At 71.0% G+C, this 12,114-nt stretch carries 12 protein-coding genes; 2 read left to right on the top strand and 10 right to left on the bottom strand.

What is annotated here, in order from left to right:
* Positions 1–4: 4 nt before the first annotated feature.
* Positions 5–1,351 carry a UDP-N-acetylglucosamine 1-carboxyvinyltransferase gene (murA, locus tag JO379_RS13045; RefSeq protein ID WP_130878078.1) on the top strand — a complete coding sequence of 449 codons (1,347 nt, stop codon included), beginning with the start codon at positions 5–7 and terminating at the stop codon, positions 1,349–1,351.
* A 248-nt stretch (positions 1,352–1,599) separates the two neighbouring features.
* On the opposite strand, the gene JO379_RS13050 is transcribed toward murA, so the two are convergent.
* From JO379_RS13050 to JO379_RS13070, 5 genes are all read right to left on the bottom strand, one after another.
* Positions 1,600–1,881 carry an HU family DNA-binding protein gene (locus JO379_RS13050; protein ID WP_004951951.1) on the bottom strand — a complete coding sequence of 94 codons (282 nt, stop codon included), beginning with the start codon at positions 1,879–1,881 and terminating at the stop codon, positions 1,600–1,602.
* Between the two features lie 272 nt (positions 1,882–2,153).
* Positions 2,154–3,587, bottom strand: a complete 1,434-nt coding sequence (locus JO379_RS13055) for an NAD-dependent malic enzyme (RefSeq protein WP_209515041.1) — start codon at positions 3,585–3,587, stop codon at positions 2,154–2,156.
* Between the two features lie 665 nt (positions 3,588–4,252).
* The gene (locus JO379_RS13060) at positions 4,253–6,646 is read right to left on the bottom strand and encodes a HelD family protein (RefSeq protein WP_209515042.1); all 2,394 of its coding nucleotides are present in this window, start codon (positions 6,644–6,646) and stop codon (positions 4,253–4,255) included.
* A 168-nt stretch (positions 6,647–6,814) separates the two neighbouring features.
* A complete protein-coding gene (locus tag JO379_RS13065; RefSeq protein ID WP_130878095.1) occupies positions 6,815–7,543 on the bottom strand; it encodes an anti-sigma factor family protein in 729 nt (242 codons plus the stop codon).
* Positions 7,540–8,028: a sigma-70 family RNA polymerase sigma factor gene (locus JO379_RS13070; protein WP_242626090.1), complete on the bottom strand. Its 489-nt coding sequence runs from the start codon at positions 8,026–8,028 to the stop codon at positions 7,540–7,542. Before JO379_RS13070 ends, JO379_RS13065 begins: the two co-directional genes overlap by 4 nt.
* 332 nt (positions 8,029–8,360) lie before the next feature.
* Here JO379_RS13070 and JO379_RS13075 point away from each other — a divergent pair, with 332 nt between their 5' ends.
* Positions 8,361–9,365, top strand: coding sequence for a CHRD domain-containing protein (locus tag JO379_RS13075; RefSeq protein ID WP_209515044.1), 1,005 nt, complete (start codon positions 8,361–8,363; stop codon positions 9,363–9,365).
* Between the two features lie 24 nt (positions 9,366–9,389).
* Here the strand turns inward: JO379_RS13075 and JO379_RS13080 are convergent, their stop codons facing one another.
* The 5 genes from JO379_RS13080 to JO379_RS13095 form a co-directional block, all read right to left on the bottom strand.
* Complete coding sequence (locus JO379_RS13080) at positions 9,390–9,986, bottom strand: CGNR zinc finger domain-containing protein (RefSeq protein ID WP_130878098.1); 597 nt, start codon at positions 9,984–9,986, stop codon at positions 9,390–9,392.
* A 208-nt stretch (positions 9,987–10,194) separates the two neighbouring features.
* Positions 10,195–10,791, bottom strand: a complete 597-nt coding sequence (locus JO379_RS13085; RefSeq protein WP_130878099.1) for an HD domain-containing protein — start codon at positions 10,789–10,791, stop codon at positions 10,195–10,197.
* 19 nt (positions 10,792–10,810) lie between these two features.
* Positions 10,811–11,443 carry a hypothetical protein gene (locus tag JO379_RS13090; RefSeq protein WP_307841981.1) on the bottom strand — a complete coding sequence of 211 codons (633 nt, stop codon included), beginning with the start codon at positions 11,441–11,443 and terminating at the stop codon, positions 10,811–10,813.
* Positions 11,444–11,453: 10 nt separating this feature from the next.
* A complete protein-coding gene (locus JO379_RS34125; RefSeq protein WP_372449076.1) occupies positions 11,454–11,765 on the bottom strand; it encodes a DUF6255 family natural product biosynthesis protein in 312 nt (103 codons plus the stop codon).
* Positions 11,687–12,112 carry an ATP-binding protein gene (locus JO379_RS13095; protein ID WP_130878101.1) on the bottom strand — a complete coding sequence of 142 codons (426 nt, stop codon included), beginning with the start codon at positions 12,110–12,112 and terminating at the stop codon, positions 11,687–11,689. The genes JO379_RS34125 and JO379_RS13095 overlap by 79 nt, the downstream gene beginning before the upstream one ends.
* Positions 12,113–12,114 lie beyond the last annotated feature (2 nt).

Genomic DNA, 12,114 nt, shown 5'->3' on the forward strand with positions numbered 1-12,114 from the left:
ATCCATGACCGGCCCTGACGATGTACTGCTTGTCCACGGCGGCACCCCGCTCGAGGGCGAGATCCGTGTCCGCGGCGCGAAGAACCTCGTGCCGAAGGCCATGGTCGCCGCGCTGCTCGGCAGCGGACCCAGCCGACTGCGCAACGTCCCCGACATCCGTGACGTGCGGGTGGTCCGCGGACTGCTGCAGCTGCACGGTGTGACGGTGCGCCCCGGTGACGAGCCCGGTGAGCTGGTCCTGGACCCCTCGCACGTGGAGAGCGCCAACGTCGCCGACATCGACGCGCACGCCGGCTCCTCCCGCATCCCGATCCTCTTCTGCGGCCCGCTGCTGCACCGGCTGGGCCACGCGTTCATCCCGGGCCTGGGCGGCTGCGACATCGGCGGTCGGCCGATCGACTTCCACTTCGAGGTGCTGCGCCAGTTCGGTGCGACCATCGAGAAGCGCGAGGACGGGCAGTACCTGGAGGCTCCGCAGCGGCTGCGCGGCTGCAAGATCCGCCTGCCGTACCCCTCGGTCGGTTCGACCGAGCAGGTGCTGCTGACCGCCGTGCTGGCGGAGGGCGTCACGGAGCTGTCCAACGCGGCCGTGGAGCCAGAGATCGAGGACCTCATCTGCGTACTGCAGAAGATGGGCGCGATCATCTCCATGGACACCGACCGGACCATCCGGATCACCGGTGTCGACTCGCTCGGCGGCTACAACCACCGCGCCCTGCCGGACCGCCTGGAGGCGGCCTCCTGGGCGAGCGCGGCGCTGGCCACCGAGGGCAACATCTACGTGCGCGGCGCCCAGCAGCGCTCGATGATGACCTTCCTCAACACCTACCGCAAGGTCGGCGGTGCCTTCGAGATAGACGACGAGGGCATCCGCTTCTGGCACCCGGGCGGCCCGCTCAACGCCATCGCGCTGGAGACGGACGTCCACCCGGGCTTCCAGACGGACTGGCAGCAGCCGCTGGTCGTCGCCCTGACGCAGGCCTCGGGCCTGTCCATCGTCCACGAGACGGTGTACGAGTCGCGGCTGGGCTTCACGTCCGCGCTCAACCAGATGGGTGCGCACATCCAGCTCTACCGCGAGTGCCTCGGCGGCTCGGCGTGCCGCTTCGGCCAGCGCAACTTCCTGCACTCGGCGGTCGTCTCCGGCCCCACCAAGCTGCAGGGCGCCGACCTGGTCATCCCCGACCTCCGCGGCGGCTTCTCGTACCTGATCGCGGCGCTGGCGGCCCAGGGCACGTCCCGGGTGCACGGCATCGACCTGATCAACCGCGGCTACGAGAACTTCATGACGAAGCTCGCGGACCTGGGCGCGCACGTGGAACTGCCGAACGGCAACCACAACCACGCCTGACGCGTGACGCCCGGCCGAGCACTCGCCCGGCCGGGGGTCCGGGGGTTGCCCCCGGAACAGCACAGCAGGTCTGACGTCTGACGGGCCGTAAGGCCCGTACAGCCGCGCTGAAGCCCGTACAGCCCCACGAGGGCCGTACGGGCTTTCGCGGCTCTGGAAGGGCCTGTAATGGCCTTTACAGGGCCGCAGGGACGCTGAAAGGGCGGTCACCCCCTCGGGGGTGACCGCCCTTTCAGCGTCTTCAGGCCTTACTTGCCCTTGGCGGCTTCCTTCAGCTTGGAGCCCGCGGAGACCTTCACGCTGTAGCCGGCAGCGATCTGGATCGGCTCGCCCGTCTGCGGGTTACGAGCGGTGCGAGCGGCGCGGTGGGTGCGCTCGAAGGTCAGGAAGCCGGGGATGGTGACCTTCTCGTCGCCCTTGGCGACGACCTCACCGACGGTCTCGGCGAGGGCGGCCAGAACGGCGTCGGCGTCCTTGCGGGTCACCTCTGCGCGGTCGGCCAGCGCGGCCACCAGCTCACTGCGGTTCATGTTGTACTCCCGTGTTCTTCTTGCCAATGAGGCGTGAGATCGAAGCCGATGCTGCCAGGGCCCTCGGACAGTCCCCGGACCCGGGTCTGTTGCCAGACCCTCGCGCCCAGTTACGCATCCTGCCCCCACCAGTGGCGGGAAAGCCAATCCGGCACCCTGGAGAGTCACACGGAAAGCGCCACAGCCTCGGATACGGCCGCATCTCTGCGGCTGATTTCTGCCCGCCACCTTATGGGGGCGTCAGGAGCCCCGCGCCATGCGACGCGCCGTGCTCAGAGGGTCGTGGTGCCTGTCACAGACGCTCCGGCGGCCTTGGCGGCCTCGCGGACGGCGCCTGCGACCGCGCCTGCGACCTTGTCGTTGAAGACGCTGGGGATGATGTAGTTCGCGTTGAGTTCGTCCTCGGTGACGACGTTGGCGAGGGCGGTGGCGGCGGCGAGCATCATGTCGGTGTTGACGGTGCGGGACTGGGCGTCGAGCAGGCCGCGGAAGACGCCGGGGAAGACCAGGACGTTGTTGATCTGGTTGGGGAAGTCGGAGCGGCCGGTGGCGACGACGGCGGCGGTCTGGCGGGCGATGCCGGGCTCGACCTCGGGGTCGGGGTTGGCGAGCGCGAAGACGATGGCGCCCTCGGCCATGGCGGCCACATCCTCCCCGTTCAGCACGTTGGGGGCGGAGACGCCGATGAAGACGTCCGCGCCGCGCACGGCTTCCTTGAGGGTGCCGGTGACGCCTTCGGGGTTGGTGTTGTCGGCGATCCAGCGCAGCGCGGAGCCGGGGCTCGCGGCGACGAGGTCCTCGCGGGCGGCGTGGACGACGCCGTGGATGTCGGCGACGACGGCGTGCTTGACGCCGGCCGCGATCAGGAGCTTCAGGATCGCGGTGCCGGCCGCGCCGGCGCCGGACATGACGACGCGTACGTCGCTGATGTTCTTGCCGACGACGCGCAGGGCGTTGGTGAGGGAGGCGAGGACGACGATGGCGGTGCCGTGCTGGTCGTCGTGGAAGACGGGGATGTCGAGGGCTTCGCGCAGGCGGGCTTCGATCTCGAAGCAGCGGGGGGCGGAGATGTCCTCGAGGTTGATGCCGGCGAAGCCGGGGGCGATGGCCTTGACGATGGCGACGATCTCGTCGGAGTCCTGGGTGTCGAGGCAGATGGGCCAGGCGTCGATGCCGGCGAAGCGCTTGAAGAGGGCGGCTTTGCCTTCCATGACGGGCAGGGCGGCCTTGGGGCCGATGTTGCCCAGGCCGAGGACGGCGGAGCCGTCGGTGACCACGGCGACGGAGTTGCGCTTGATGGTCAGGCGGCGGGCGTCCTCGGGGTTCTCCGCGATGGCCATGCAGACGCGGGCGACGCCGGGGGTGTAGATCATCGAGAGGTCGTCGCGGTTGCGAATGGGGTGCTTGGACGCCATCTCGATCTTGCCGCCGAGGTGCATCAGGAACGTGCGGTCGGAGACCTTGCCCAGCGAGACGCCCTCGATGCCGCGGAGCTTGCCCACGATCTCGTCGGCGTGTGCGGTGGAGGTCGCGGCGACGGTGACGTCGATCCGCAGCTTCTCGTGCCCGGAAGCGGTGACGTCGAGGCCGGTCACCGACCCGCCCGAGGACTCCACGGCCGTGGTGAGCTGGCTGACCGCGGTCCCGCTCGCGGGAACCTCCAGTCGGACCGTCATCGAGTACGAGACGCTAGGCGCCGTTGCCATGGCCGACTTCCCTCTGCTTTCCCTGTGTCGCTTGATACGCGCGAGCCTCGGCGGTCGCCCAGGAACGCGGGGTCCGATCGTCCCACCTACTGGCCGGTATACGGTAACCAGCCACCATTTTCGGAATGAATTTTCCGCCATACGGGAGCTGGCGGGCCGAGTGGGACCGGTGCCGCCAACGCCGACGGGCGCCCCTCTCCATTGAGAGGGACGCCCGTCGAATATCGCTTGGGTGGCACCGACCCGCCATGCTCGCCTCGCGGCAAGTGGTCGCTCGAAGCGACTAAGGTTGGGCCCGGGGGCTTGGATCGAGCCGGTGCCACACCCAGGCTAACAAACCGTCCCGGGAAGTGATTCCGGTAGCGCGAGTTGGCTCTCCGACGGGTCATCCGGACGGGCGCTGCGGCCGTATCGTCCGCACCCCGCTGCCCGGTGGTTGTCCTCAATCGCCGGACGGGCTCGATGTGGCTGAGCTCAGCCGAAACCAGCCTGTCCGGCGGATCATCCGGACGGACGCTGCGGGCCGCTCTCAGCGCCGGACAGGCTTGATTGAGCTGAGCTCAGCCACAACCAGCCCGTCCGGCGATTGAGGACGCGCCCGCAGGGCGCTCGCCGCCGCAGGCGGCACAACGACCCGCAGCCGGCGGAGCCACCCCGCGGAGCGTTCAGTCCCGCAAAAGATCCGGCACGCCCTCCGCGTCCGGGTCGTCCCGCTCGCCCGACAGGACCGTCAGCCGCTGCGTCGCACGGGTCAGGGCCACGTACAGCACCCGCAGCCCCGCCGGGGACTCGTCGGCGATCTCGGCGGGCGTCACGACGATCGTCGCGTCGTACTCCAGGCCCTTCGCCTCCAGGCTGCCCAGCACGACCACCCGGTCACCGAGCCCGGCCAGCCAGCGCCGCGCCTCCGCGCGGCGCCCCATCGGCACGACGACGCCGACCGTGCCGTCCACGTCGGCCAGCAGGTGCAGCGCCTCGTCCCGCACGGACGCCGCCAGATCGCCGCCCGCGACCGCGAAGCGCGGCACGACGCCCGTCGAGCGGACCGCCGCCGGGGAGCGCATGCCGGGCATGGCCAGGGCCAGCACCTTGGCCGCCAGCTCGGCGATCTCGGCCGGGTTGCGGTAGTTCACCGTCAGCTCGAAACGGCGGCGCGGGCGGCTGCCCAGCGCCTCGTCACGGGCCGCGCCCGCCTCGTCCGGGTCGGACCAGGAGGACTGCGCCGGGTCGCCGACGATCGTCCAGGTGGCGGTACGGCCCCTGCGGCCGACCATCCGCCACTGCATGGGCGTCAGGTCCTGCGCCTCGTCGACGATGACGTGCGCGTAGTCCGTACGCTCCAGGGCCAGCCGCTCCGCCCGCTCGCGCCGCGTCTCCGAGCGCTCGGGCATCAGCTCCTCCAGCCCGGTGAGATGGGCCAGCGGGTCCGCCTCGCGCGGCTGCTTGGGCCGGAAGGGGACGCCGAGGAGCGTCTCCAACTCGTCCAGCAGCGCCACGTCGTGGACGGACAGCGGCCCCCGGCCGTGCTCGTCCAGCCGCTTGAGCGACCGGGCCAGCAGCCGGACCTCGCGCGGGTTGAGCACCCGGCGCGCCCAGCGGGAGAGCCTGCGCTCGTCGGCCATCGCGGCGAGCACCCCGCGCGGGGTGAGTTCCGGCCACCAGGCGGCGAGGAAGTCGAGGAAGTAGTCCTCGGTGGAGATGTCCTCGTCGAAGGCCTGCCGCGCCTCGGCCAGCAGCTCCGGGTCGGAGTAACGCTTGCCGGCGCCCGACTTCGACCACAGCGCGTCCAGGATCAGCCGCCGGGCTCGCGGCCGCAGCAGGTTGACGGGCGCGGTGCCGCCGAGCACGGTCTGCCGGATGCGCCGCAGGTCGTCGGCGCCCAGCTCCACCCGGCCGCCGAAGGCGACCACGCGCAGCCGGTCGGGTGTCCCGGGCGCGGGGGCGGCGGAGTCGAGGCCGTCCAGCGACAGCTGGCCGTCCTCGGCCGGCGCGGCGGCCGCCGGGGCGGCGGACGGCGCGTCCAGCGCACCCCGCACGGCCTTGCGCAGCACCTTGAGCATGCGCGAGGAGCCCTTGATCCGGGCGACGGCGGGCTCGTCGTACGTGTCGGCCTCGGCGCCGTCGACCAGATTGCCGACCGCGCGGATCGCGACCTGGCCCTCCTCGCCCAGCGAGGGCAGCACGCCCTCGGTGTAGGCGACGAGCAGCGGCGTCGGGGAGACGACGAGGATGCCGCCCGCGTAGCGTCTGCGGTCCTGGTAGAGCAGGTAGGCGGCGCGGTGCAGGGCGACGGCGGTCTTGCCGGTGCCCGGGCCGCCCTCGACCTCGGTCACCGACGCGGCGGGCGCGCGGATGACCATGTCCTGCTCGGCCTGGATGGAGGCGACGATGTCCCGCATGGTGTGACTGCGGGCCTGGCCGAGCGCGGCCATCAGCGCGCCGTCGCCGACCACCGCCAGCTCCGTGCCGTCCAGGGTCGCGGTCAGCTCGGGGCGCAGCAGGTCGTCCTCGACGCCGAGGACCTTGCGGCCCTTGGACCGGATCACCCGGCGGCGGACCACCCGGCCCGGCGCCACCGGGGTCGACCGGTAGAAGGGCGCGGCGGCGGGCGCCCGCCAGTCGATGACGAGCGGCGCGTAGTCCGCGTCGAGCACGCCGATGCGGCCGATGTGCAGCGTCTCGGCGATCTCCGCCCGGTCGTCCCGCACCGCGTCGTCGGCGGGCTCGACGGAGGTGTACGCCCCGTCCGGGCCCTTCTTGCCGTCCTTTCCGAGCAGCAAGTCGATCCGCCCGAAGAGGAAGTCCTCGAACTCGCTGTTCAGCCGGTTGAGGTGCACGCCGGCGCGGAACACCTGCGCGTCCCGCTCGGCGAGCGCTCCAGGCGTTCCCACCTGGCCGCGCTTGGCGGCGTCGTCCATGAGGAATTCGGCCTCGTGGATCTTCTCCTCGAGGCGTCGGTACACCCGGTCGAGATGCTGCTGTTCGGCACCGATCTCGCGGTCGCGGACCCCGTCCGGTTCCGTCACCACGTGCGCGTCCGTGGCGTTCTGCGCGGCCACCCAGGCCCCCTTCTGCTGTGCGTAGGGCAGCCGTCAACCGTACGCGAACAGGGGTACTGAGCGCACCTGTCAGGACATGAGCGGTTTGCTATGACTGTTCACACGTTGACAGACGGCCACGGATGGGCTGACGGGCGCGCGGACCGTCTCAGGAGCCCTCCTGGGCCGTCAGGCGTTGTCGACCGTCGCCAGCCGCTTGCCGTCGAGCGTGCGGACCTCGAACCGGTCGATCTGATCACGGTTGAGGGCCGCTCCGCCGTGCGTGTACAGCGGCGCCCTGTTCCACTTCTCCGTGGCCTTGGGCAGGCCGTAGCCGCCCGGCGGCACGGCCCAGGTGGTGACGACCTGCCGTTCGCCGTTCTTGCCGACGGCGACGAGGTCGCAGCTCAGCGGGCCCTTGACGTTGCCGAGCTTGAGGGCGACGTGGGTGCCCCAGGGCTTGGACTGGAGGGAGACCGTCGCGTCGACCTGGGTCACGGGGTCGACGGTGCCGATCTTGTCGCCCTCCTCGTACATCTCCTTGGCCGCGCTCACCGTGCTGTGGCCGGGCGTGTCCTGCGCGGTGACGGCGGCGCCGACCAGGGGGCCCGCGACGATCAGCGCGGCCGCGGCCGCGACGAGGCACAGGCGGCGGGTGCGCTGCGCCCGGCGGACGGCGTTGACCTCGCTCAGCAGCCGGTCCAGGAGCGCCGGGCCGGGCCGGGTGACCGGCGCCCCGGGGTCGGGTGAGGATTCCTTGAGTTCGTCGAGCAGCGGGGACAGGCCCATCAGGTCGTCCAGCTCGGCGGCGCACCGGTCGCAAGCGGCGAGGTGCTCCTCGAAGCGGGCGGCGTCCGCCTCGTCGAGGACGCCGAGTGCGTAGGCGCCCACATCCGTGTGCTGTGCCGGCGGGTTCATGCCGTCACTCCCCGTTCCTCGAGCGAGAGCTTCATGGAGCGCAGCGCGTAGAAGACCCGGGACCGTACGGTCCCGGCCGGTACGCCCAGCACTTCCGCCGCCTCGCTCACCGTACGACCTTTGAAATAGGTCTCGATCAGAGCCTCTCGGTGTGCTTCGGTCAGATCACCCAGTGCCTCGGAAATGGTCATCAGGCGCAGCGCCCGCTCGATCTCGTCGGCCGCGGGTATCAGCTCCAGCGGACCGGCGTCGACCTCCCGGGGCCGGGACTGCCGGCTGCGGTGGCCGTCGATGACGATGCGCCGGGCGACGGTCACCAGCCACGGCCGCACGGAACCCGAGGCGCCGCGCAGCCGGTCGGCGTTGCGCCAGGCGCGCAGCAGCGTCTCCTGGACGACGTCCTCGGCGCGCTGGCGGTCGCCTCCGACCAGGCGCAGCACGAAGCCCAGGAGCGGGCCGGCGTGCTCGTCGTAGAGCGCCCGCATCAGCTCCTCGTCGGGAGTCGTCCTGTCCGCCACGACGGCATCCTTGCGCAAGCCATCCCCCAGGTCGATAGCGCGCGGGTGGTCTCGCTTGGATACGGGTGGTGCGGGTGATCGGCTCACTGCCGGTGGATAAATCTTGGAAACTTCCGGTGTGGGATCGCGTGAGGATCGCGTGCGGAACGGCGTACGGATCGAAAGGGCTTGGCGTTCAACGGCAGCCCTGTGATTCAGCTCTCGGAACGCGGTTGAGAACGCTGCCCGGAAAGGCCCGTAAGTCAGCCCGAGAGGCCGTTGCAGGGGGTACCGGCCGCTTTACGGGGAGAGACCGAATCATGAAGCGCAGGAGCATTGTTCTGGCCACCGGCGCAACTGTGGCCGCAGCCGCCGTCGGTATCACCTTCGCGGTGATCCCCGCCGACGCGAAGGAGGACGGCGCGGGCCGGACGGAGTCGCACGGCGCCACCCACGAGAGCGGCGCGACGGGCTCGTTGGGGTCCCTCAGCGCCACGAACCGGGGCGACGCCGTGTTCTTCGCGGGCAGCCTCAACGGCATCGACGAGGTGCCCACGGCGGGCGGTCCGGCCGTCGGCGACAAGGACGGGCGGGCGATCGCCTTCCTGCGCGTCCAGGGCGACGAGGTGTCGTTCGCCTTCTCGTTCCGGGGCATCGCGACGCCCACGGCCGCGCACGTCCACCAGGGTGCGCGGGGGAAGAACGGCGCGGTCAAAATCCCCTTCTTCGCGAAGAAGCTGCCCGACGGCCGCTCGACGGCGACCGGCACGGTGAAAGTCACGGACAAGAAGCTGCTCGGCGCGCTGAAGTCCGGCCCGAACGGCTTCTATTTCAATCTCCACACCGGCGAATTTCCCGGCGGGGCCGTGCGCGGCCAGGTCCACAAACTGAGTGCGCCGCACGACATGTCGAACGCCGTGAACAGCTTCCAGTCGTCGGTGGTGAAGGGCGCCCAGATCTACGCGTGCACGAGGAAAGGCGACGGGACGTACGGGTTCACTCAGGACAATGTCAGCGCCACGCTCGGGGGTTCCATCGCCCATTCCTTCGTACGGTCCGGGGGCGCCCCGCAGTGGATCGCGCGCGACGGTTCGGCGGTCACGGGGAAACTGGTCGCCAAGGTCCCGAACGGTGACGGAAACATTCCCGAACTCGACCTGCGGGCCGGGCAGTCGGGTGCCGCCCGGGGTCTCTTCGCCCCGGTCACGGAGATCCTGCGGCTCAACACACGGGGCGGCGTGGCCCCGGCGGGTGCGTGCGACCCGAAGCGGCAGCCGAAGGTGGCAGTGCCGTACGAGGCGGACTACGTGTTCGTGGCTAAGTAGTGGGGCGTGCCCCGGCCGGGGGATTCACCCCCGGCCGGACCCGCCGATCGCGCGCCGCCGGTGCCGGGCGACGCGCTCGCGGTTGCCGCACACCTCGCTGGAACACCAGCGGCGCCGACGCCCCCGCGAGGTGTCGAGGTAGACCAGCGAACAGGTCTCCCCCGCGCACCGCCGCAGTTGCCCCCGGGCAACGGGGTCGGTGAGCAGATCCACCGCGTCCCGGGCGACCTGCCCCACGAGGGCGTCGCAGCCGGGCGCGGTGGCGATGTGACGGACGAGCGTCCCGTCCCCGGCCCGGACGGCGAGCACGGCGGGCGGCGCGGTCACGGCGAGGGCGTTGACCCGCTCCAGATCCGCATCGGCGGCCCGCCCGTCGACCTCCGCGTGCACGACCCGCTGCAACAGCTCACGCGCCGCGTGAAACGTGCCGACCCAGCCGGCGTCCACGCCGCCGAGCGGCGTGCCGGGCGGCACGACCCCGGCCCCGAACAGCCAGTCCCGCAGCTGATCCGCACTGCCGAGCCGCTCCTCACCCGGTCGGCCGCCGACGGTGGCCAACAGGTCCAGACAGAGCCGCCCGGAGTCGAACCGCAGGTCGTAGGAGGCCCTCGCCGCCGCCATGTGTCCTGTCACCCGTTTCCCTCTGGGGGGTCTGTGGCGTTACCGCCAACCCTAGGGTGCCCGGCCGAAGGGGCAGTCCGTAACCCCTAGGGAGCGCTTGGCGGCTGAGCCCGCCACAACCAGCCCGTCCGGCGATTGAGGACACCGCCGCGCAGCGGAGGTGCACCCGGCCCCGGCAACGGTGGGCCGAGGCCGTCAGCGGCAGCGGCTACGCGTCGAGCGGGTTCGCCGCGATGCGGGCGGCGATGTTGCCGCGCATGGCCGCGGCGGCGGCGCTGTCCGGCTTGCGGTCCGCCTGCTCGCGGAAGCACGCCGTGAACTCCTCGGCCAGCCCCAGCCGCGGGTAGCGGCCCAGCACCTCGGCGCGCAGCTCCGCGGGCAGCGCGTCCGCGCCGCGACCGGAGATGTCCACCGACGTCGAGTACGCCAGCAGGTGCCCCTCCGGGTCCTGCGCGACGTCCACGCCGTCCCCCATGTGCCGCACGATCACCTCGGAGGCCCGCACCCGCCGCTCGACGGGCCACCCGGCCGCCGCCCCGAAGACCCATGCCACGTGGCCGCCCGCCTCCTCGAACGGGACGGTGTGGCTGTCAAACTCTTTCACCAGCCCGAGGTCGTGGAGCAGCGCCGAGACGTAGAGGAGTTCCGCGTCGAAGGCGATGCCCGAGGCCTTCGCGTGGGCCGCCGCCCAGAGGTAGGACCGTATCGAGTGGTTCAGCAACGCGGGCGAGCAATAGGCGGTCGCCACCTCAAGCGCCGCCGAGCATGCCGAGGAATCGGGAATCACCAGCTCATTGATCTTCATGGCGGGATTACACCACTCGTCAGTAGTACCGCGGACCGGAGTCCGTGGCCCGCACGGCCTGGGCGTACCCCAACGGTTCCTTCCCCTTCATGACGACTTCGCAGCGGTACTTGGACTGGACGCCCAGAGGTGCCGCCACGGCCTTGGGGATGTCATTGCACAGGGCGTGATCGATACTGTCGCGATAGTTGCCGTAGAGGAGGCGGGCGACACCGTCCCGGGTGAGGATGCCCTGGCGCGGGGTCGCCTTGTACTCCACCAAGTTGTTCGAGAACGACGACTTGCCGCCGATGCTCACGTCCCACTCCACCTTGACGCCCTCAAAGGTGGTGGTGCACGTCGCCTGCGTTCCGCTCTTCGACCCCACGTCCTTGGGGCACTCGGCGGTGATCTTTCCCGTCGCCCCCGCCATGGCCTGCGTCTTGCGGCGCAACTCGTATGCCAGGTTCTCGCTGAAAGACGCGTCGGCGGCCGGGGAAGGCTGCAATGTCCCCTCCGGCATGGGCGCCGGCTTGTCCAGCCTCTGCGGCAGCACGGTGTGGGTCGGCTTCGGCTTGGCCCCGTCGCTCTTACCGGAGCTTCCGCCCGAGCAACCCGTGGCCAACAGGCACACCGCACTGACCACGACAACTGACACGTTCTGTATTCGCACGGCGGTCACCCTACCCAGGGAGTAACCGGAGTCGAATGCGCTGCCACACCTGCCGGGCAGCCGCCCGGTCCGCCGTCGAACGGGCGTGATCGGACGGAGTCACCGCCTCCGGCAAATCCGGCGGCCTCAGCGCCCCGTAATCCGTGAACCGCCGCGTCCCGCAATCCACGCACCGGGCTTCGCCTCCGGTCCCCGTCCAACCCGAGTGGTGCACGCACGGCCGGACGAGCCTGCCCACGGCCCTCACGCCTGCCCCTCGGCCGGGGCGCACGCGAACTCGCACCACACCACTTTTCCGGGGTCCCGCTCCCCCACCCCCCACGTGTCCGCCAGCGCGTCGACGAGCAGCAGCCCCCGGCCCCGCGCGTCCTCCGCCGGAGCGGTGAGGCTGGCTACCGGGCGCCCGTCGCCGCTGTCGTGCATTTCCAGTCGCACGACGAGATCGTCGAGCAGCCACATGTGGAGCAGAAACCCCCTGCCGACGGGCACCCCGTGCAGCAGGGCATTCGTGGCCAACTCGCTCACGCAGAGCAACACGTCATCGGCCCTGTCGGTGAGGCCCCAACGCTCCAGCGTCTTGCGGCCGAAGTCTCTGGCCATGGGCACGGATCTGGGAGTTCGGCGGTAGAAGCGCTTGTGGAAGTAGGGGAGTTGAGTCGCGTCTTTCATGC

Origin of the sequence: Streptomyces syringium, assembly GCF_017876625.1 — a bacterium.
Lineage (GTDB): Bacteria > Actinomycetota > Actinomycetes > Streptomycetales > Streptomycetaceae > Streptomyces > Streptomyces syringius.